This is a genomic window from Exiguobacterium sp. s80, from assembly GCF_018618725.1.
Lineage (GTDB): Bacteria > Bacillota > Bacilli > Exiguobacteriales > Exiguobacteriaceae > Exiguobacterium_A > Exiguobacterium_A oxidotolerans.
The window spans coordinates 459353-480299 of sequence record NZ_JACSMP010000001.1 but is presented as its reverse complement, the minus strand read 5'-3'; the positions used below and the strand labels follow the sequence as shown (position 1 = coordinate 480299).

The following is a 20947-nucleotide window of genomic DNA, read 5'->3' as shown; positions in this document are numbered from 1 at the left end:
ATAGAAAAAGGCGGGGTTCCCCCCACCTTTTCAATCAACGACAATCCCTTATTTTTGAAGACGTTCGCGAAGGACCATCGGTAAGATTCCACCGTGGCGGTAGTAATCGATGTCGACCTCCGAGTCAAAGCGGGCAATCGCTTCAAACTTCGTGACTTTTCCGTCAGCAGCTGTCGCTGTCAACTGAATGATGTCACGTGGACGGACCGATTCGTCGATTGCGATACTGATTGCTTCCTCACCTGTTAAACCAAGTGACTCAGCAGACGTACCGGCGACGTATTGAAGTGGTAGGACACCCATCATGACAAGGTTCGAACGGTGAATCCGCTCAAAGCTCTCGGCGATGACGGCTTTAACGCCGAGCAAGTTCGTTCCTTTTGCTGCCCAGTCACGCGACGAGCCCATACCATAGTCTTTACCAGCGAGGATGACGAGACCTGTGCCATCTTCTTTATATTTCATCGCAGCATCGTACATCGCCATCGTTTCACCAGTTGGCCAGTACGTCGTGAATCCGCCTTCTGTTCCCGGTGCGACTTGGTTACGGATCCGGATGTTCGCGAATGTCCCGCGCATCATGATTTCGTGGTTACCACGACGTGAACCGTACGAGTTGAAGTCTTTTGGTGCAACGCCTTTATTGACGAGGTATTGACCGGCTGGTGTCGTTTTCGAGAATGATCCGGCTGGTGAAATGTGGTCTGTCGTAACAGAATCCGCAAATTTACCGAACACACGTAGATCATTCAATGCTTCAACATGTCCAGCTTCCTTCGCCAAGTTCTCGAAGAACGGCGGGTTTTGGATATATGTCGACGCTTCGTCGAAGTCATATTGATCGCCTGTCGGGACGTCGAGGTTGTTCCAACGTTCGTTTCCTGTGAAGACTGAATCATATTCAGCACGGAAGCTTTGTGGTGTGACGACTGTGTTGATAATCGTCTGAATTTCGTCACGTGACGGCCAGATGTCCGCGAAGAAGACTTCTTGTCCGTCTTTACCTGTTCCGAGTGATGCGTTCATGATATCAACATCAACTGTTCCCGCGATTGCGTATGCAACGACGAGCGGTGGTGATGCCAAGTAGTTGGCTTTGACGAGCGGGTGAACCCGACCTTCAAAGTTACGGTTACCCGAGAGGACAGATGAGACAAGCAGGTCTGAACCGAGAATTGCATCTTCGACAGCACGGTCGAGTGGACCCGAGTTCCCGATACATGTCGTACAGCCGTAACCGACCGTGTTGAACCCGAGCTCATCGAGGTACGGTTGAAGTCCTGATTTCTCAAGGTAATCCGTTACGACTTTTGATCCCGGAGCAAGTGACGTCTTGACGTATTTTGGAACCGTCAAGCCAAGCTCGATTGCTTTTTTCGCAACGAGTCCGGCACCGATCATGACGTAAGGGTTTGATGTGTTCGTACAGCTTGTGATGGCGGCGATCGCGAGGTCCCCTGTACGCATCTCGACCGCTTCGTCTTCGAACTGGACGACTGCGACTTTATCTTTTTCGTCTTCAGAAAGACCGAATCCAGCATTGCCTTGCGGCGCTGTCAACGCTTTTTCGAATGACGTGTGGACGTCTGTCAAGTCAATCCGGTCTTGTGGACGTTTTGGCCCAGCAAGCGCAGGAACGATCGTTGAAAGATCAAGTTCCACTGTTTTCGTGAACGTTGGATCTTCGTTTTGTGGTGTGTAGAACAAGCCGTTTGCTTTCGAGTAGTTTTCAACTTTCTCGATCAACTCTTCTTCACGACCTGTCAAGCGAAGGTACGTCAACGTTTCTGTATCGACTGGGAAGAATCCGCATGTCGCACCGTATTCTGGTGCCATGTTGGCGATCGTCGCACGGTCAGATAATGACATCAAGTGAAGTGATGGACCGAAGAACTCAACGAATTTACCGACAACGTTTTGTTGACGGAGCATTTCCGTCACGCGAAGGGCAACGTCCGTTGCTGTTGTTCCCGGGTGCATTTCACCTGTGATGCGGACACCGATGACTTCAGGAACTGGGAAGAATGACGGTTGTCCGAGCATGCCGGCTTCCGCTTCGATTCCACCGACGCCCCATCCGAGGACACCAAGACCGTTGATCATCGTCGTATGTGAGTCTGTTCCAACGAGTGTATCCGGATAGACGTCGACTGTGCCGTCTGCCGTTTCTTTTTCAAGGACGACTGATGCCAAGTACTCGAGGTTGACTTGGTGGACGATTCCTGTTGCCGGTGGAACGGCACGGTAGTTGTCGAATGCCGTCGTTGCCCAGCGTAATAATTTGTAACGTTCTTCGTTGCGTTCAAACTCTAAATCCATGTTTTCAGCGAGTGCGCCAGCGAAACCGTAGGCATCGACTTGAACCGAGTGGTCGACGACGAGGTCAACTGGAACTTCCGGGTTGATGACCGATGGATCACCACCGAGGTCCTGCATCGCTTTACGGAGTGACGCGAGATCAACGACAGTCGGAACACCTGTGAAATCTTGCAAGATGACGCGTGACGGTTTGAACGGGACGTCGATATCGTTCGAAACTTGGGCAGTTCCCCATTTCGCCAAGTTTTCGACGTGTTCTTTCGTGATTGAGCGACCATCTTGTTGACGAAGAACCGATTCAAGCAGGACACGGATGGAATATGGAAGACGTTTGACTTCCGTTAGTCCGAGTTCTTCTAATTTTTCCAGGCTGTAATAGTTGTAATTTTTACCGTTCGCTTCAAACGAACGGCGTGCACCAAACACGTCTTGCGTTGGTTGCGTTTGTTTCATGCTGATTCCCCCTTTAAGTGTTGACGACATCAAGCCCCTGATACCGCTTACTTGTACAGCTCTATCATAGTATAATATGGGTCTCGTTACAATTTGAAAGAACAAAAGACTTTTGATAAGTTTTCCTTATCGCCTAATTGAGAAGTTATATCAATCATATGCTTAGGCGGAGTTCACGTTTCTAGTTTTCGATACTTCCGTTCCGGGTACTACTAAACTGTAGAACGACATCAGAACTTTCTGGAGGCGGAAATTATGGCAGAATATAAAAATGATGCAACCCACGTCGTCACGACGATTATTTTCAACGATTTAGAAAAAGCCAAAACCGGCTTTGAGATGATCAAGGACCTCGAAGCGATTAAAGAAATCGAGATGGAGCAGATGGTTTTAGCGAAACGCGATGAGACGGACGGGTTTTCGTTCATCGATGCGATCGACTTTACGCAGCAGGATCAATCGTTCAAAGGCTCAATGATCGGGATGGCAGTCGGTGTCGTCGGTGGACCATTCGGGATGCTCGTCGGTTCTGTTGCCGGATACTTGATCGGCGCAAACCGGGACGAAAAAAACGAACGCGATTCGTTTGATTTATTTAACCGGACGCTGAACCAAATCAGTGCCGATCACTACGGTGTCATCATCATCAGTGAAGTCAATGAAGATTCAGAAGCGATCAATGCGATTGCGGCTGAACTCGGAGCGACCGTGCGCCGGACGGGTGAAACGTTTACGGATGAGACGGTGTGATTTAAAAATTTAAGGTGTTTGCTTCGCCCCCCTTTTTCGGGGGCGTTTTTGATGTAGATAGTTGATGAACAATTGTATGTCGCTCATCCAAATGGCTTGGTCTAAAACAAAATATGAAAAGAATCTCGGATCTCCAAACGATAAGTCCGTCTTCAACAAGCGGAAAATCGAAGTCGAGTCTGTGTTTGGGTCCATCAAACAGAACTGGAATTCGGGTTGGTAGCTATCGCTCATAATCTCCGAAAACTGGTCAAAAAACCGTTTCTAATCTAATACATCAATTGAAAAAGAAAGAAAAGGGAGGCAGATAATCGGATTTAATCCAATCATCTGCCTCCCTTCGTTCAGTTTAATCAAAAGACGCACTCTCTTTTGAGTCAGTCCCCTTGTTTAAAATCTGAATTGACTGAGAGATTGGCATTTAAAATGTTATTTATTCTTCTTTAAAAACAATATAATTATTTGGCTTATATGTCTTTCTTATTGAGAAAACATGCCAGTATAAATTACGTTAGCTGGTAAAATCCCAGTAAATCTTAAATAGATACCTTTACCTTTATTTGTTTTATAAAACATCGCAGAGGAACCACCCAAAACAACTACCGCACTTGTAGCTACAGCTTTCACAATAGCCGTAGGAGCTGAGAACCAAGGCGCCCAAATAGCTACAAGTGCAGCAGTACCAGATCCACCCGCCAAAGCCTGAGCTGTAGTATTTGTTAAATTGTCATTTAAAAATACCTTATAACCCCACCAGTGAACTTCAAGAGCATTTTTACCTTTACTGCTAGCTCTTGCCGATACATTTTGATCTAAAAACTGAACATGATTATCAACTACAGCTATGCTGTCAAGTTCTTCTGTTGTAAGTTCACTTAACAAGGCATTTTTATCAGCAATCTCTGCATTAACTTTAGCAAACTCTTCTTCACCAATTTTAGTGGTTAGAATCTCAGTATTTTCAATCACAAAATTATTATCTTTAAAAACTATAAAATTATCCACTAAATCAATCGTTTTTTGATTTAGTTCATTTGTATTTGATGGTGAATCATCTGCAATTACGTAGCTTCCACCTGCAGCAAAACTACTGAAAACTAACAAGATAGACAACAAGAGGAACAATCCTTTAAATTTCAACAAAAAAACCTCCTATTAAAATTTGGGATATGATTCTACTAATAGTAGTGTTAGAAACAATAAGTTGATAATTATTTTGTAAAACCTATTTACTTACAGTTTTTTTACCATATCTGTTTTCCATAACAAAAAATACAAAAAGTGTTATAAGAATAACAAATGGAACTGTACTGTACTTCATTATCTCAAAGTATGGTAAAATTAGAGATAGAAGTATCAGAAATGTCGCTACCAATCGAATGGTAATAAGATTTTTATAATATTTCTTATTTTCCAATTTAAACCCTCCTTTTCTTGATATAACCATAACATAGCGTTTAATCTAACGAAACGGTGTGCTATTAATCACATGATTTCTTCATCCAACACGTTATGTCATCTGCAATAATAAAAATTTTTTTCTTCTGACTACTCGTTTAGTCTTTATTAGTTCAATCGTTTAACTAGGTGATTTGAATGTCAGATGATTAAGAATATAAAAAGAGGATGGTTAGACTTAACTGCTCCTCGTCAAATAGATAGGGAAAATAACATAAATCTCTTTATCGGCTTAACTCTGTATTTTAACTGAGCTAAGCCGTTTAATCGTTGTTGATATCGTTCTTCATTGTAAACGTACTTTGGTCGTAAGCTGGGGTTCGTGAACTCCACAAATTTATGTAGATAATAATTTTCACATTTCAACGCTCGCTAAGGGGATTCAATCGGACCTTTATCAATCCCATATCTTCTAGAGAGACAACTTGCTTATCATAATCGAGTGCTTTATGAACTTCGATATGTTCATCACGAGGTGGAACGAAATCTTGGCAGACTATCGACCGAGAAAATAACGACTCCCATATCATTCATGGTGACGTGAACGATACGTCATGTACGTGATCCTATCACATCGCGATGACGGAAGTACCTTACTTGAATACTACGTTCTTCTGTTTCTTCTTTTGATCTCGCGATTTACTCTTCCATTCAGACTGTCCTAACCCTAGATGATTTAACGCCTCTCTAGCTAACTCTTCATGTTCGGATAGAGTTCGAAGATCAGCGAAGTGAAAAAAGAAATTCCCTACATGCACTCTCTCGTCAGGATGCATGTAATCGACCGTAGCTTTATCTGGAGGGATATGTTCCTCAATACGTCGTACATCCCTCCAAAGGAAAATTAGAAGTCTCGATGTAAAAAGCATCGCCAAGCTTAACGATATATAAACAAAGAAGTTCACAGTGATCTCCTTGCAAACGTCTGAAATGAGGATAGCGTCCCCTGAAACCATGCGAACGTAATACAGGGACGATTGTATTTTTAAGCGCGTCTCGTATCATCGATCTGTCGTTCACTTATTTTCTCCCCTTTTCATATTCATTGGTTCGCACCCTCTGAACTTTATCGATAGAGCCGTTCAGGAAGCACTGGCGCTCAATCCTCATCGGCATAGATACCATCGATGAGTTCCTGCTTGAAATCGCCATCCGTTCCCTTAGGTGTAACGTGTACCTCAACAGCGATCAGACTCTCCCCTTCCTCAATCTTGAGATCGGAGACGGGGCTAGGTGTATTGAACTTCGTATTGTAATCGATCATGACTTCTAACATTCCCTCGAGCACCTCTTCGGCGTGTTTCACGGTTTCCAAGAGTGTCTCGCCATCAGTGAAAACATTCTTTAGGTCTGGAAATCGAACGAGATAGCAATCATTCTCCAAATCTGGGGTGACCAGCATAGTATTTAAATGTTTGCATGGATGTACCTCCTTGATGAAATCTTATGTGCATCGTCGAGTATCATGAAATACGGACATTCGAACTGATAATAGCTATATTCCTATACAAAAACTAACATACGGACTATATAATAAGCAAAAAAACCAATTTTTAGGATTAAATTTCAAATAAAATACACTATTCTTTCAGGATGGCGTATTTTACAGTTTGAATACATATCCAATCCATTTTTTTGGAAAAAATTCTGCGGAGACGTTGATACTGCTGTTCTTGTCAGGATTCGACGTTCGTAACATCTTTGACACATCAAATAGCGATTGAATTGACAGAATAATATGATAAATTCTAACTATCACCAGGAAGACATTGTCATACTGTGGTTCTCGAAGGAAAGGAACATGTACCATGTACCGATTCGGAGAGTAGTTACGACTTAAACGTCTAGAGCATTGATGGAGTCATGTGCAATTGCGCGTCTAGTGATGCTGAAGAATGTTTCAATAGAGATAAAAAACGACAGAACTCATACATTCGTGAGTTCTCTCGTTTTAGTAAGAATTTACTTCAAGTGTTCTAATTCGTTGATAATCCTCTTTACTGCAAGTTTTGTCGTTCCCAGGTCTATTTTACTTAGTTTGTTTTGTTGGAAGGAAATCACTAAATTCTTGTAGCTGATAAGTATTAAATCAGATTGATTCGCGAGTTTTTGATTCAATTTGTCATAGCCCGAGCTGCTGGGATACTGGATCATATCTTCGCCTATGTAGTGGTCGGTGTAGGCAAAGTGGACCGACAACTGCGTCGTCTGTTTTTTATCTTCGAAATATAGGCTTTCTTGTGTTGAGGCACTATCACTACTTCCATCAACGGTTAACCAATTTCTTTTACCAAAGCTTAATTCCTTGTCGATGATTGTGAAATCTGAACGCCGCGTACTTGCTTTTAGCTGAAAATGATCAATCTTCAAGTGTTCGTTCATGTGTGCAAACAGCTGTTCAAACTGGTCATGATTCATGATTTGATTTTCATCTGTTTTTTGATTCGAAACAGTGACTTTTTTCTTTTCTGATTTAGGCTTAGATGTCACAGCATCGTCTGTGCATCCCGCAATCAAAAAAACACTGGATAACAAAATCAAGTATTTTTTTCTCCATTTCATTTAATGTTCTCCCTCCAGGACTCCACATACGAAACGACATACTCTTTTTTCGTCCGACTGTACTTCATCTCGAAGAAGTACAGAATATTCTCTTTCTGATTCAAGACAGAATACGAATACGTCTTGTACGCCTTTAAAAAAACAGGCTGTTGTTTACCGGCTTGCTTTCCGACTTTTGAATAGTCGATATACGAGACGGCTTCGTATCTCCCGAGCCCTGTTCCAGTCAGCACGTCATCCAACTGCTTTTTCGTCATGCCTTTTTCAATTTTTTGATTGTTGTAGACACGTTTCGAATTTTCGACGGATACGTCAAACCAATGTTTTTCGACAAGCTTTAACTGCTTGCTGTGCTCTTTCGACTTAAATACGAGCAACATCCGGACGGTTTGGAACGTCACTTCATCCGTATTGTCCGATTCATTCGGCACCTTTGGATTCGGATACAAATAAAACTCATACTTCAAATATTTTAGCTTCCCGCTTTTATCGTATGTATTGGAATCGTATACCTCTCCACTGCATAAAAGATTAACTTTCACCTCATCTTCTGAGCGGTCACACAGATGTTTTTTATAGTTCTTGCCATACATGACTTTCGCAACACTGGTCATCGACGCATTCATTTTTAACTTTTTAAAGGTGTCATGTTGTGTTTCTTTTTTGTTTTTCGCCACGGCTTCGTTTGACGGAAAACCTGTCAACATCAGACCTATTGAGACGGACAAAACAATCAGTACTTTAATTACATTTTTCATGTTACCCTCCCTCCTTCAACAGCGTTAATCAACCGAAAGTAAATCATTGAACTGGATGATGCTGCTGCCTTTTTTCTCATAGTATTCAATCATCTCCGGAAGCTTCTTTTTGTCATAGCTGGTAATCCCGTCTGTAATCACTGTCACGTCATAATCCAGTTTACGTAAGTTAAAGCAGGTCGATTTGACACAAGCTGTCGCGTCTCCACCGGTCAGATAAAAGTCGGTGATCTCGTGCTGCTCAATAAACGCCGCGAACGCTTCGCTTGTTAAAGCATTCCCCTTGTATTTCGTGAAGATATTTTCGGAAACGATTTTTAAATCGGGTACTAACTCGGCACCACGTGTCCCGGTTTTAAACGTTCTTGTTCCCGCCGATAAATTCTCATGCCGGATGTAGACCACATGCATGTCCTGTTCAATCGCCCAATCGATTGACTGATTGATCGTACTGATGACTTCCTTATAATTTTTTGTCATGTCATTTTGAATATCAATGACGACTAACGCTTTCTTTTGCATGTAAATTCCTCCTGATCAATGAACGGATTTTTAGTTTTGATGATGTTATGCTTCCGATTCGTATCGGATAACGTACACTTGAGGTAAGAAGCAAATTCAAGGAGGAATGCCCCATGAAAGAAAAATACTATTTTGACGTCTTTCCTGAACTGACGAGCGAACGGCTGTTATTAAAAGAAATTCGATTAAGTGAAGCGAATCAAATGATTGAGATTACGGTCTATGATGGGCAACAGGCAAAAAACAGCCTTGACGTAGTCAACATCTTGAGTCAGATTGCCCGCGATTATTTCAATGGGGACGGGATTACGTGGGGACTGTACTTAAAGTCGACCGGCGAATTTATCGGGAACTGCTGTTTTTGCCGCGGCTACCAAAACAACATTGCTGAGATCGGCTATGTCCTGAAACCGGACTTCCGCGGTCACGGCTATATGACAGAAGCCGTCAAGACCGTTACCGAGTTTGGACTGCAGGAGATGAAAGTTTTACAAGTCTGCGCGTATACAGAACATGAAAATCGTGCCTCCCAATCCGTACTTGTAAAAGCAGGCTTTCTCCGCAGCGCTGATGATGGGGAGACTTACAAATATCTAAGTAACTAGCGTCTTCTGATGAACGGATATCTTCCACATATGATAAAATTTAACCAAGACGCAGATGTCCGAACGCTGCACTGAAAAACCTCTGAAGTGGAGTGATGCACATGAAAACAATCACGAAGATTCTCCTTGGCGTCGTCATCGTCGGTATCCTTGCAATCAGTTGGTGGTTAGTCTCGCCGCTTCTTTTTGATAAAGCAGTTGACGAAGGACTTCCCCCGACTTCCTCTGATGTCAAAACGGAAGAACAGACACCGGATACTGAAGATGAAACGGAAACTACGACACCTGGCACGCAGGAGGAAGAGCTTACGTTCTCCGGTAAATTCGTCGATGGAGAAAAAAACTACAAAACCTCAGGAACACTCAAAACGATTCAAGCAGATGACGGTCAGTATCTCCGGTTTGAAGATTTCAAGACGACGAATGGTCCAGATTTATTCGTCTATCTCATTCAACCGGGTATGGAGCCAAAAGAAGGCATCAACTTAGGGGCATTAAAAGGCAATACCGGCAATCAAAATTATGCTGTCTCTCCAGATGTCGATTTCACGAAGTACAATACCGTCGTGATTTGGTGCCGTGCCTTCAACGCCGACTTTGGTACGGCAGTAGTAAAGACTGACAACGAGTAAATATTATGTAACCGATCCCCTCACCACTGATTCATTTCCAATCAGAAGGTCGGGGGATTTGGTCTGGTTCAAAGTCGCAGACACCTGCCGGCTCACTTCGCCTTAAAGTTATAGAGCGGCTTGATGACTTTGAGTAATTCGACCGTATCTTCTGTGTTCCGGATGATTTCCTCCATCGGTTTATAGACGAATGGCGACTCATCACGTGTCGATTCGACGACCGAACTCGACCAGACGTCCTGCATCGTCGCTTCAAACTCTTTGAGGTCAACGGATTTGAAGGCTTTCGAACGGGACATGATCCGTCCGGCTCCGTGGGGGGCAGAATAGTTCCAGTCCGGATTGCCTTTTCCTTTGACAATCAGTGAACCGTCTCGCATGTTCATCGGAATAATGGCGACTTCACCGGCTTGTGCCGAAATCGCACCTTTCCGGAGAATCATCTGCTCGAGATCAATGTAGTTATGGATCGTATCGAACTGTTCCGTGACCGACCAGCCCATCGCTTCAACAATGACCTCCGTCATTGCTTGACGGTTCAGCGCCGCATACGTTTGAGCGATTTTTAAGTCATGCAGGTAGTTGTCCATATCAGGACCGGACACGTAGGCTAAATCTTTATTTGTTTCATTGAACTGACTCTTCAGCTCGACCAAAGTCGATTGGATGTCCTGCTCCCGTCCCTGATCTTTCAGTGAGGCGACGACCGACGCAGTATCGACGGTGAATTGTGAGCTTTCCGCCAACTTTTGATAATGTTCAGCAATCGTTTTTCCGAGGTTCCGGCTGCCGGAATGAATTACGAGATAGAGATTGTCTTCGTCGTCCGCGTTCAGCTCAATAAAGTGATTCCCGCCACCTAACGTACCTATCGACAATCGGGCCCGTGTTTCGTTGAACGGTGCCAACACCTGCTCAAACGGAATCTGTTCCGACAAGCGGTGCGGCTGATTGCGGACGGACATGCCGCTCGGAACCAGTGCCTGAATCGCAGCATCCAACTTCTCATAATCGACGCCGGCTGTTCCTTCACGGTTGATTTGTGTACATAACATGCCGCAGCCAATATCGACACCGACGAGATTCGGAACCACCTTATCGTGAATCCGCATCGTCGTTCCGATGACCGAGCCTTTGCCGGCATGACAATCGGGCATGATTCGGACATTGCCGTCGACGGCAATGTTTTCGTTCAGCATCCCCGTCACCTGTTCAATCGTCGTGTCATCGACATTGTGTGTAAAAATCTTCGCTTCGCCGTACTTTCCGCGAATCGTCTTCATTTCATCCTCCCCCTTACCTTCCTGTCTCTTGTTCAAGTATCCTATAAAATCCCTTTTTTAACAATTCGTTCTTACTCGTGGACAATCGAGATCCATTGTTGGGTCAGCGCCGATTGACCGTCTTCCGTCAACCAGACAAGAGCCGTCGTACTCGTCGCGTCCGGTAACCGTTCCTGCACCAGTCCCGTCATGTCGAGCTCGCGGAGCGTACTTTCCGGTAACAGCGTCACCGCTTGTCCACACCGGACGAGTCCAATCAAGGTCAAGACGTCGGAACACGTTTCCTGCGAGACGACCCCTAACTGTTGACTGAGCGTCTGAAAGACACCCAGTCCTTCCTGACTCGGAATGATCATATCGGCATCCGGAAAATCAGGATGATGGATCTGATAAAACGGTTCCTCTTCCATCCACTCGATCGTGACGCCTTGCGCCTCAATCGGCAGCCGGACGAGTGCCAAGTCGATCGCATGATCCTTCAAACGATCAATCAAAGCAGCAGACTCGCCCTGATGAATCTGTAACGTAATCCGCGGATGCCGTCGTTTCATTTCTCTCACCCAGCCTGTCAAGCGGCCGGCGGACAACGTATTGACGCCGATCCGTAAGATGCCGGTCCGCCCTTCCTTGATGTCACTGACTTCGATCCGCGTTTCCGCTTCATAGCGCAATAGTGAGACGGCCCGTTCATAGAGCCGCTCACCGCTCGCTGTAATCCGAATGCCGCGTCCCGCCCGTTCAATCAGCCGTACGCCAAGCAACTCTTCCATCTTCCGAATTTGTTGCGTCAAGGCAGGCTGAGCCATCCGCAGGCGTTCTGCTGCCCGCGTGACCGATTGTTCTTCGACGACTGCACAAAAATAGCGATATTGCCGTAAATCCATATTCATCATCTCTTTCATATGTTTTCAGTCATAAATATGTATGAATCATAACATCAATCATATGATACGATGCTGAAATCAGCGATTTTTAAAGGAGACGATTTTTGTGAAACGTACGACGTCCACAGTCCAGTGGATTATTTTCTTATTAGCCAATACGATTGCCTTGCCGATCGTCGTCGCGAGTCTGTTCGACCTCTCAAGTGTCGAAACGGCCGCGCTTGTCCAGCGATCCTTTTTTGTCGGCGGGATTGCCTGTTTTCTTCATGGTGTGTTCGGTCACCGGTTACCGATCGTGTCCGGCCCTGCCGGTTCATGGGTCAGTATCTTTGTTGTCATCGCCGCTCTGCCGGTCGATTCAAAGACGGCCTTCACGATTGCGATGGCCGCGGTCGTCATTGCCGGTGTTGTCCTGATTTTCCTCGGGTTGACAGGATGGACCCGCTTTTTATTACCGGTCTTCACCCCGCTCGTCAGCGGCACGTTTTTGCTTTTATTATGTATTCAACTGACCGGCGTCATGCTGGGTGCCGTTCTCGCCGTCGAAGCGACACGTCTTGCCGGTGTTCTGACATTCCTGCTTGTCCTCGGACTGAGCCAGTTTGGTCCGGCACGGCTCCGTCCGTTCGCTTTGATGATCGGCATTGTCGTCGGCTGGTTGGTCAGTCGCCCGTCACTGCCGGAAGCATCCGGTGTCTTTTCCGTCCCGACCGCTTTACCGTTCGGGATGCCGCAATTTGACGGCAGTGCGTTTCTCGTCGCGATTCCGTTTGCAATTCTTTTAATCGTCAACTTGATTGCTGCGCTCAGCGCCGTCGAAGCGACGATTCAGAAACAAGGCGCCTTGCATCAAGGACTGACGATCGAAGGGATCATTCACTTGATCGCGGCGACGTTCTCGACGCTCGTTCCGGTCCCGTTACCGATTACAAGTGGTTTCATCGCCCAGACAGGCAGTAAGGACCGCCGACCGTTTTTGATTGCCTCACTCGTCATTGCCTTGGTCGGTTTTTTCCCGAGCATCATCGGCATCATCGCGACATTGCCGCGTAGTGTCGCCAGTGCAGCGTTACTCGCGACGTTACCGCACATGTTCCTGATTGCCTGGCAGTCGGCTGAAAGCAGCATGACGACAAGCCGCCGGAAACATGCCTTTGCGATTTGTGCCGTCATCGGGATCAGCATTCTGTTGCAATCGACGGTCCTGGCAGAAATTCTGCCACTGACGTTACGTCCGTTCTTCAGTAACGGCTTATTGATCGGGACGATGCTCGTCCTCGGTTTTGAAGTCATCGAACGTTTGCGCGTGCGACGTGATGCTCAATCAGAACGGCTTGCCAGTTAACTCGTCCGAAAACACAACATCCCCGCTCTCTCGCGACAGGCGAAAGAGCGGGGATGTTTTTTGAGTCATCATCTGATGGCAGTCCATTAACCTCGGCTTCTTCCCGTGACTCCTACAGGAAAAAGCGCGTGCTTTTCGCGCTGTCAGAGACAAACGAGATCCAACTGCTCGCCTGAGGAAAGCACGGGAAAAGATGAGAGTTTCACTTAACTTAACCTAACTTCACCGGACTTCGCGCCACCATTTACGGGTCTGACTTGCAACCGTAACGCTCTCACCGATCATCGGTGTCACGACCGGTACGTCATGTTTCGCCGCTTCCTTCAACAGCCGTTCGACCGGTTCGTACCACGGATGAAACGCCAGTGTAAACGCCGACCAATGAACAGGAATCATCACGTCCCCTTTGACGTCAAGATGTGCCGCGAGTGTCTGTTCCGGTAACATGTGCGAACTGGACCAACGGGTATCGTATTGACCGCACTCCATGATCGTCAAGTCAAACGGACCATACTGGTCACCGATCGCCTTAAAGTGTGGACCGTAGCCGCTATCGCCGCTGAAAAAGACTTTCTTCGATCCCTCAATTACCCATGATGCCCAAAGCGTCGAAAATTGATCAAGCCCGTTACGACCGGAGTAATGCCGGGCCGGCGTCGCCGTCAGACGGAGGCCATTCGTCTCAATCGATTCGTGCCAATCGAGTTCCGTGATCCGGCTTGCGTCGACGCCCCAGCCTTTCAGGCGGCTCGCGACACCAAGCGGAACGATAAATTGTCCGACCCGGTCTTTTAATGCCAGGACCGAATGGTAATCCAAGTGGTCATAATGGTCATGCGAATAAATGACGAGATCGATTGCCGGCAAGGCATCGAGGTCGACCGGTGCCGTCGTCTGGAACCGTCCGCCTCCGAGTTTCGGGAACGGTGACGGCGCACGACCGAGCATCGGATCAAAGAAAATCGTCTGGTGATCGAGTTCGAGCAGGAATGCCGAATGCCCGAACCAGGTCACACGCGGTTCTGTCCCGTCCGTCCGCTGTTCAAACGGTTTGACCGGTAACGGTTTGACCGGTTTTAAAGACGGCAATTTCCGCCCATAATCTTTTAAGATACTTTTTGTTGTCTCCCATTCCATCTTCAGTTGAAACGGCAGTTCATTTTGAAACTTTCCATTTTTGAACTGGGCGGATCGTCTGTAATCCTGTTGATCGGCTTTAGACGGTCGGCGACCGAATAATGGATAACGCGTCATAAAGACCGTTCCGAGTAAACCGAGCCCTGTAAGTGTTGCGACTGTTTTTTTCATGTTTTCACCTCTTCAATAAGTGCTTCCAGTATAGCACTCGCCTTTTTCCTGGCGGTAGCGAAGACACTTCTCCAACAAAAAACACGGGTTACTTTTAGAAAAAGCAATCCGTGTTCGTCCCTTATTTATTTAAATCGTCTGCGTCCCATTTCGTCCGCGTACTTTTTTCGTGATTCGCATCCTGCTCCGCCTCATAGTCATTGACGCCGGGATTTTCGACTTTTCCCTCATGTCGATGTCCTTCATCATGGTCATGGTCATGATTGTGGTCGTGATCGTCCCGTTCCTTGACGAACAAGGCGATGCCGCCACGCTCGACTTCTTCGTAATGTTTTGCCGCTTCGTCGTCCGAATGACCGACGCGTTTCAGCGTCTCGCGTAACGGTGGTTCCTTGCTGAACTTCGCTTTCATTTCATCGACCCAAGACGCACCCGATGTCTCTTCGGCCGCTTCATCCCGTCCGACAACTGAAAAATCAGAGTCCTTATGTCCGTGTTCTTTTAAAGCATGCATCTTTTGCTCCAAGCTGGATTGATCATGAAAAACGCCTACAAATTTTTTCGCCATCGTTACCACCATCCCTCTCACAAAATGTATGAATCGGACTACTTCCCTTTTTTACCCATGTTCTTCTGAAGCAAAACAGTGCAGTAAAAAAAGAACTCCTCCGCTGACGCGGAAAAGCTCTCTCAAGATTCGATTAATCGTTCAGCTGTTGCGGCGAATCGACTAATGTAATCGTACCTTCATTTTTTTGGACGAAGCGTTCGTAGACGAAATCATTCGCAAAGAGGAGAACCGGGTTTTCCCAACGGTCATAAACGAGGACCGTCCGTGAATCCGTCAATTTCTTCACTTCATTGATTTCTGTCACCTTGACCCACTTCGCGACCTGGAAGTTCGCCGCATCTTTTAAGATATCGACGCCATACTCGCCTTTAAGGCGGTGTTCGAAGACTTCGAACTGCAGTTGACCGATCGCACCGAGGATGACCTCGTTGTATTCCGTCTTATAGACTTGAATTGCCCCTTCTTGTGCCAATTGTTCAATCCCTTTTTGGAACTGTTTTGACTTCAGGGCATTTTTCGTAAAGACCTTCAAGAATAATTCCGGTGCGAATGTCGGCAAGGCTTCGTATTGGAGTGACGGATCACCATTCGTGATTGTATCGCCAATTTGATAGTTGCCCGAATCATAGAGACCGATGACGTCTCCAGCAAAGGCTTCGTTGACCGTTTCCCGCTCATCTGCCATGAACTGCGTCGATTGCGACAATTTCATTTTCTTACCTGTCCGCGTCAGGACGACATCCATCCCACGGTCGAATTTGCCGGTACAGATGCGGATGAACGCAATCCGGTCCCGGTGATTCGGGTTCATGTTCGCCTGGATTTTAAAGACGAATCCGCTGAAGAATTCTTGTGCCGGCTCGATCTTCCCTTTGTTCGATTCCCGTGGTGTCGGTGACGGGGACAAGTTGAGATAGTGCTCGAGCAGTGGTGTGACACCAAAGTCGACGAGTGCTGAACCGAAGAAGACCGGTGTCAGCTCACCTTTTGCAATCAATTCCTCGTCATAGGCATTGCCGGCACCGTCGAGTAAATCAACTTCATCGACGAGCGTGTCGTACATTTCATTGTTGATTGAGTTAGCGAGTTCGTCGTTTGCGAGCCCCTCTTCCCCAAGCTCAATCGTCTTCCGGTCTTGTTTGAAGCAGTGGAACTTCTCGTTGACCCGGTCATAGACCCCTTCGAACTGTTGTCCTGAACCTGCCGGCCACGTGACAGCAACCGACGGGATCCCGAGGACTTCTTCAAGCTCTTCCATCAGTTCGAGTGGATCGCGTGCTTGACGGTCCATCTTGTTGATGAATGTAAAGATCGGAATACCGCGCATCCGACAGACTTGAAAAAGTTTTTTCGTTTGTGACTCGATCCCTTTCGCCGCATCGATGACCATGATTGCCGAGTCGACGGCCGTCAAAATCCGGTACGTATCTTCACCGAAGTCTGAGTGACCCGGTGTATCCATGATGGAAACGATTTTTTTATCGTATTCGAATTGCATGACCGATGAGGTGACCGAGATTCCACGTTGTTTCTCGATTTCCATCCAGTCGGATTTAGCAAATTTTGAATTTTTCCGGGCTTTGACCGATCCCGCTTCCCGGATTGCCCCTCCGTGGAGTAAGAATTTTTCTGTTAATGTCGTTTTCCCGGCATCCGGGTGGGAGATGATACCGAAAATCCGGCGTTTCTCGACTTCAGTTTGTAATTTTGTCATGTATAATAAGTCCCTTCACGATAAATTCAATACTTGTAACCAGCTCATTTTTCGCAACTAATCTATCATACCGAATTTTCAGCTATTCGTCTATTTCACACGATTGACTCAATTTTCAGATTTTTAGTTGACAACTCGTCCTGATGTTCTATAAGATGACGAGGAAGTTAACTAACTAGAAGGAGGAGACGTACACATGAAACAGCCACAAGCACAGCGACAGATTCAGGTATCAAACTCATCTGCGATCATTGTACGTCACCCAATCGTTTAATTTTTTAAAAATTAAGCAGGGTGTGCGTATGCGTATACGTACATGCTGCCCCCTTATATCAGGACGGGTATGCCCATATTTGTGCGTATCCGTCTTTTCTATTGTCTAAAAACGGAATAATAAGGGGTTTTATTTATGTTCAACTCATTAAAACTGCTCGACCGTAACATCTGGATCCGGTTCGTCGGGGAAACGTTAACCGGCATCATGATGTTCATGATTGCACCATTTCTTGTACTCTATTACGCCGATCAACTCGATTCGTACCTCCTCGTCGGCGTCATCATGGCAATCGGGCCGATTGCCGCTTTATTCGGCTCTTTCCTCGGAGGGCACCTCGCCGACATTTACGGCCGCAAACCGTTGATGGTCATCGCCATCGTCGGGGATGCGCTCGCCCTAATCGGTTTTACGTTTGCCGATACATTTTGGCCGTTGCTTATCTTAAATGCGACGCTCGGCCTGACGAATTCTCTGTTCCACCCGGCAGCGAGCGCAATGGTCGCCGATGTCACACCACCGGAACGGTTGAATGAATCGTTTGGTCTCTTACGGATGGGACATAACATCGGGGCCGCGTTTGGTCCATTGATCGGCAGTGCCGTCCTCTTCATCGATCGGTCCTTGATTTTCTATGGAGCAGCTATTGTTTATGTACTTTATGCCCTCGTCCTCCTGCTGTTCATCGGTGAGACGAAACCTGAAAAAATCGAGCATCCGGTGGATACGCCACAACTTTCTTCACTGACTGTCTTACGAAAGGACCATGTCTTTTTAATCTTCATTGCGGCTGGTGTCTTCATCTCGATGGGCTTCACGCTCGTCGAAAACATGTTACCCGTCTTCTTAAAAGAAGCCTTACCGGGATTACCGGACGAAAAAAATCCTTTCCCGTACTTGATGGGACTGAACGGCATCATGGTCGTCTTGTTCCAATTTCCGATTGCTGCGAAGCTATCCGGAAAATCGTTCGGGAAAGTCATGTTACTCGGCGCAAGCGTCTTCGGACTCGGCATGATTTTACTCGCCTTCGTCCCGTCCTACTTCTTCTCGCTCGGAACGGATTATATCGTCATCGTCATTCTCTTACTCGTCATTTATGCCCTTTATACCATCGGCGAAATGATCATGTCACCGGTCCAAATGACGTTCATCGCTTTAATTGCGCCGGTTCACTTACGGGGAACGTATAATGGTGCCGCGAGCGTGCAGTGGTTGATTGGTGGCGTAACGGCACCGCTCCTCGGGTCGTTGTTCCTCGAATCCGGTCACGGCGACTATGCGCTTGGCGCCATCGGGGTCGCGTGTTGTTTATCTGGACTTGTCTACTTGGCACTCGATCGTTCGATTCGCCGTGCGAAACGGTTGTCCGAGTCGGCGTAAGTTAACGTTTATTTTAAAAAGGCGCATCTGACGAAAAGTCGAATGCGCCTTTTACTGTTTTAGAAAGAAGAGGTCCCTGTTTCTTATGTTTAGGGCGGAACGCTCTTCCTCGACTCGTCTTCAAATCTCCCCATTTCCGTTAGTTTCGTTAGTTTCATCGGGAAAAAGCGACTAAACGCACGCTGCTCAAGAGACAGGCAAGCCGAAGGTGATTTTCGTCTCCCCCCTTCGATTCATTCCTCACAACGGCAAGTTTCGTTTCCGGAAAAGGACGATGGCAAGACCATAGCTCAGCAGACCAATCAAGATTAAAATGATTACTGAGACGAGGACCTCTCCTTCCCCACTGGCGATTTTTCCGGGTTCATAAAGCGAAAACGGCGTAAAATGCCGAATCCAGTCGATTTTCGTGACAATTTTCCCCATCATGTTCATCCCGTAAAATAGAAAAGTTATCCCACCCGCGACCGCAAAAGCATTTTTTTCATCGTTGAACAAACAGGAAATCAAGAACGAATAACCGCTGACGGCTAAAAATAAGCAAAACCCGACGTAGTTGATTTGGAAAAACTCAGTGAGTGCGATTCGGTCCGTATCGATTAAGAACCGTGCTGCGAGCGCCCCGCCTGCGAATGTCAAAACATGAATCACAATTAAACCACTGATTAAGACGAGCATTTGTGTGACGATGACTTTCGTTCGTGAGACCTGCGTCGATAAAAGATAGGCCATCGAGCCGCGATCGACGAGCCGTGCGACGAGTTGAATCGCGACCATCACGCTAAAGACACCCAGGATTAAGAGATAAAACAGACCATAGTATTCGGCCGAGATGAATTGACCGTAGTTGCTGATCGACTCCATTCCGAATGCCCGCATCATTCCCTCCGGTAAGATCTGCATCATGTCGTCAATCTGTTCCATGTTGTCGTCGAGCAACGGATAAAGGGAGGTAATCAACGTGACATACATGGCTGAGCCAACCCCGAAACCAAAAAACATCTTCAGATGGAGCTGCATCATATGACGATAAAGGGCGAGATTCATTTCCCCAACTCCTTTTGATTATAATAATCCATAAAAATTTGTTCCAAGCTTTGGTCATCGGCACTGATGTTCTTGACGTGATACGGGGCGAGCGTTTGGATGAGTAAATCATAATTCCCACGGAGTTCGACCCGGACCGTCCGCACGTCGATTCGCTCCGTCGTCAAGGCGGAAGCAAGCAGAGCGGCTACAGCCACTTCTTCATCGAGCGTGACGTTAAATGATTTTCGTTGCATCGTCTGCAACTCATGAATATTTTTTGTCGCGACGATTTTGCCGTCACGAATAATCGCTGCCCGGTCGCATGTCCGCTCGATTTCAGCAAAACTATGAGACGACATCAAGAAGGTCTTGCCACGTGCTTTTTCTTCAAGGACGAGTTCGATGAACAAGTTCTGCATCAATGGATCGAGTCCCGACGTCGGCTCGTCGAGGATATAGATTTCCGGGTCATGCATGAATGTCGCGACGATCCCAATCTTTTGCTTCATTCCTTTTGACATCTTGCGAATCGGTGTGTTCGGGTTGAATTGGAGCTTTTTAATCAACTCGTCACGTCTGCCCGGATTGTCTGATCCTTGCATACCGGCCATCATGTTGAGGAACGCAAGCCCCGTCATTCCGTCAAGGAACGCCATTTCGCCGGGTAAATAACCGACGTGACTTCGCGCTTGCGCCTGATTTGCCCACGTATCGAGCCCTTTTATCGTCGCCCGCCCGCGTTGCGGCTTCATATATCCCATCAAATGACGAATCGTCGTTGATTTTCCGCTACCGTTCGGTCCGAGAAAACCGAATACTTCGCCTTTCTCCACATTGATCGTGACATCAAAAATTCCTTTTCCGTTTGAAAACTGTTGCGTCAGATTCTCGATGTTAATCATGTCACCCCTCCTGAAAGTTTGAAAGAATACTCCGGCATTGATACTTTTAATACCTTTCAAGAAAAACGATCAGTTCTCCTCTTTCAGCTGAAAAAGTCCGCTGTTCCAACCAGCTTACGCACGAGCAACGCTAATTCGACAAAAAAAGCGGACATCCCTCGAAAACATCGGGGTATCCGCTCTCGTACCTGAAAT

General features: G+C 46.5%; 18 protein-coding genes. 5 read left to right on the top strand and 13 right to left on the bottom strand.

Annotation, left to right across the window (positions count from 1 at the left end; translation table 11 throughout):
- Positions 1-48 precede the first annotated feature (48 nt).
- Positions 49-2772 (bottom strand): aconitate hydratase AcnA, encoded by a 2724-nt coding sequence (gene acnA, locus KNP94_RS02425; protein ID WP_215115143.1) that lies wholly within the window; start codon positions 2770-2772, stop codon positions 49-51.
- Between the two features lie 255 nt (positions 2773-3027).
- Here acnA and KNP94_RS02420 point away from each other — a divergent pair, with 255 nt between their 5' ends.
- The gene (locus tag KNP94_RS02420) at positions 3028-3522 is read left to right on the top strand and encodes a hypothetical protein (protein WP_159173715.1); all 495 of its coding nucleotides are present in this window, start codon (positions 3028-3030) and stop codon (positions 3520-3522) included.
- A 480-nt stretch (positions 3523-4002) separates the two neighbouring features.
- On the opposite strand, the gene KNP94_RS02415 is transcribed toward KNP94_RS02420, so the two are convergent.
- The 5 genes from KNP94_RS02415 to KNP94_RS02395 form a co-directional block, all read right to left on the bottom strand.
- Complete coding sequence (locus tag KNP94_RS02415; RefSeq protein ID WP_215115142.1) at positions 4003-4662, bottom strand: hypothetical protein; 660 nt, start codon at positions 4660-4662, stop codon at positions 4003-4005.
- Positions 4663-6079: 1417 nt separating this feature from the next.
- Positions 6080-6382, bottom strand: a complete 303-nt coding sequence (locus tag KNP94_RS02410; RefSeq protein WP_088836784.1) for a type II toxin-antitoxin system HicB family antitoxin — start codon at positions 6380-6382, stop codon at positions 6080-6082.
- 560 nt (positions 6383-6942) lie between these two features.
- Positions 6943-7542: a hypothetical protein gene (locus KNP94_RS02405; protein WP_215115140.1), complete on the bottom strand. Its 600-nt coding sequence runs from the start codon at positions 7540-7542 to the stop codon at positions 6943-6945.
- The gene (locus tag KNP94_RS02400) at positions 7539-8300 is read right to left on the bottom strand and encodes a hypothetical protein (RefSeq protein WP_214807786.1); all 762 of its coding nucleotides are present in this window, start codon (positions 8298-8300) and stop codon (positions 7539-7541) included. Before KNP94_RS02400 ends, KNP94_RS02405 begins: the two co-directional genes overlap by 4 nt.
- A 24-nt stretch (positions 8301-8324) precedes the next feature.
- Entirely contained in the window at positions 8325-8822 is a 498-nt protein-coding gene (locus tag KNP94_RS02395; RefSeq protein ID WP_215115139.1) for a cysteine hydrolase family protein, read from the bottom strand.
- A gap of 113 nt (positions 8823-8935) precedes the next feature.
- Between KNP94_RS02395 and KNP94_RS02390 the strand changes: the two genes are divergently transcribed.
- On the top strand, positions 8936-9427 hold the full coding sequence (locus KNP94_RS02390; RefSeq protein ID WP_215115138.1) for a GNAT family N-acetyltransferase: 492 nt from the start codon (positions 8936-8938) through the stop codon (positions 9425-9427).
- A gap of 101 nt (positions 9428-9528) precedes the next feature.
- On the top strand, positions 9529-10059 hold the full coding sequence (locus KNP94_RS02385) for a DM13 domain-containing protein (RefSeq protein ID WP_215115137.1): 531 nt from the start codon (positions 9529-9531) through the stop codon (positions 10057-10059).
- 92 nt (positions 10060-10151) lie between these two features.
- Here KNP94_RS02385 and KNP94_RS02380 read toward each other — a convergent pair whose 3' ends face one another.
- The gene (locus KNP94_RS02380) at positions 10152-11342 is read right to left on the bottom strand and encodes an RtcB family protein (protein ID WP_215115136.1); all 1191 of its coding nucleotides are present in this window, start codon (positions 11340-11342) and stop codon (positions 10152-10154) included.
- A gap of 71 nt (positions 11343-11413) precedes the next feature.
- Positions 11414-12226 (bottom strand): LysR family transcriptional regulator, encoded by an 813-nt coding sequence (locus KNP94_RS02375; protein ID WP_215115135.1) that lies wholly within the window; start codon positions 12224-12226, stop codon positions 11414-11416.
- 106 nt (positions 12227-12332) lie between these two features.
- Here KNP94_RS02375 and KNP94_RS02370 point away from each other — a divergent pair, with 106 nt between their 5' ends.
- Positions 12333-13571, top strand: coding sequence for a purine/pyrimidine permease (locus KNP94_RS02370; protein ID WP_214807773.1), 1239 nt, complete (start codon positions 12333-12335; stop codon positions 13569-13571).
- Positions 13572-13793: 222 nt separating this feature from the next.
- Here KNP94_RS02370 and KNP94_RS02365 read toward each other — a convergent pair whose 3' ends face one another.
- The 3 genes from KNP94_RS02365 to KNP94_RS02355 form a co-directional block, all read right to left on the bottom strand.
- On the bottom strand, positions 13794-14879 hold the full coding sequence (locus KNP94_RS02365) for an MBL fold metallo-hydrolase (protein ID WP_088836775.1): 1086 nt from the start codon (positions 14877-14879) through the stop codon (positions 13794-13796).
- A 121-nt stretch (positions 14880-15000) separates the two neighbouring features.
- Positions 15001-15447: a general stress protein gene (locus KNP94_RS02360; protein WP_239456864.1), complete on the bottom strand. Its 447-nt coding sequence runs from the start codon at positions 15445-15447 to the stop codon at positions 15001-15003.
- 133 nt (positions 15448-15580) lie between these two features.
- Positions 15581-17164, bottom strand: a complete 1584-nt coding sequence (locus KNP94_RS02355) for a peptide chain release factor 3 (RefSeq protein ID WP_088836773.1) — start codon at positions 17162-17164, stop codon at positions 15581-15583.
- A gap of 409 nt (positions 17165-17573) precedes the next feature.
- Between KNP94_RS02355 and KNP94_RS02350 the strand changes: the two genes are divergently transcribed.
- A complete protein-coding gene (locus KNP94_RS02350; protein ID WP_088836772.1) occupies positions 17574-18821 on the top strand; it encodes an MDR family MFS transporter in 1248 nt (415 codons plus the stop codon).
- 240 nt (positions 18822-19061) lie between these two features.
- Here KNP94_RS02350 and KNP94_RS02345 read toward each other — a convergent pair whose 3' ends face one another.
- The gene (locus tag KNP94_RS02345; RefSeq protein ID WP_088836771.1) at positions 19062-19868 is read right to left on the bottom strand and encodes an ABC transporter permease subunit; all 807 of its coding nucleotides are present in this window, start codon (positions 19866-19868) and stop codon (positions 19062-19064) included.
- The gene (locus tag KNP94_RS02340) at positions 19865-20752 is read right to left on the bottom strand and encodes an ABC transporter ATP-binding protein (RefSeq protein ID WP_214801155.1); all 888 of its coding nucleotides are present in this window, start codon (positions 20750-20752) and stop codon (positions 19865-19867) included. The genes KNP94_RS02345 and KNP94_RS02340 overlap by 4 nt, the downstream gene beginning before the upstream one ends.
- Between the last annotated feature and the right edge of the window lie 195 nt (positions 20753-20947).

Excerpts from the sequence above, each read along its gene's own strand:
- acnA (WP_215115143.1), bottom strand. The coding sequence starts at position 2,772 with ATGAAACAAACGCAACCAACGCAAGACGTGTTTGGTGCACGCCGTTCG.
- KNP94_RS02420 (WP_159173715.1), top strand. The coding sequence starts at position 3,028 with ATGGCAGAATATAAAAATGATGCAACCCACGTCGTCACGACGATTATT.
- KNP94_RS02410 (WP_088836784.1), bottom strand. The coding sequence starts at position 6,382 with ATGCTGGTCACCCCAGATTTGGAGAATGATTGCTATCTCGTTCGATTT.
- KNP94_RS02405 (WP_215115140.1), bottom strand. The coding sequence starts at position 7,542 with ATGAAATGGAGAAAAAAATACTTGATTTTGTTATCCAGTGTTTTTTTG.
- KNP94_RS02400 (WP_214807786.1), bottom strand. The coding sequence starts at position 8,300 with ATGAAAAATGTAATTAAAGTACTGATTGTTTTGTCCGTCTCAATAGGT.
- KNP94_RS02395 (WP_215115139.1), bottom strand. The coding sequence starts at position 8,822 with ATGCAAAAGAAAGCGTTAGTCGTCATTGATATTCAAAATGACATGACA.
- KNP94_RS02390 (WP_215115138.1), top strand. The coding sequence starts at position 8,936 with ATGAAAGAAAAATACTATTTTGACGTCTTTCCTGAACTGACGAGCGAA.
- KNP94_RS02385 (WP_215115137.1), top strand. The coding sequence starts at position 9,529 with ATGAAAACAATCACGAAGATTCTCCTTGGCGTCGTCATCGTCGGTATC.
- KNP94_RS02380 (WP_215115136.1), bottom strand. The coding sequence starts at position 11,342 with ATGAAGACGATTCGCGGAAAGTACGGCGAAGCGAAGATTTTTACACAC.
- KNP94_RS02375 (WP_215115135.1), bottom strand. The coding sequence starts at position 12,226 with ATGGATTTACGGCAATATCGCTATTTTTGTGCAGTCGTCGAAGAACAA.
- KNP94_RS02365 (WP_088836775.1), bottom strand. The coding sequence starts at position 14,879 with ATGAAAAAAACAGTCGCAACACTTACAGGGCTCGGTTTACTCGGAACG.
- KNP94_RS02360 (WP_239456864.1), bottom strand. The coding sequence starts at position 15,447 with ATGGCGAAAAAATTTGTAGGCGTTTTTCATGATCAATCCAGCTTGGAG.
- KNP94_RS02355 (WP_088836773.1), bottom strand. The coding sequence starts at position 17,164 with ATGACAAAATTACAAACTGAAGTCGAGAAACGCCGGATTTTCGGTATC.
- KNP94_RS02350 (WP_088836772.1), top strand. The coding sequence starts at position 17,574 with ATGTTCAACTCATTAAAACTGCTCGACCGTAACATCTGGATCCGGTTC.
- KNP94_RS02345 (WP_088836771.1), bottom strand. The coding sequence starts at position 19,868 with ATGAATCTCGCCCTTTATCGTCATATGATGCAGCTCCATCTGAAGATG.
- KNP94_RS02340 (WP_214801155.1), bottom strand. The coding sequence starts at position 20,752 with ATGATTAACATCGAGAATCTGACGCAACAGTTTTCAAACGGAAAAGGA.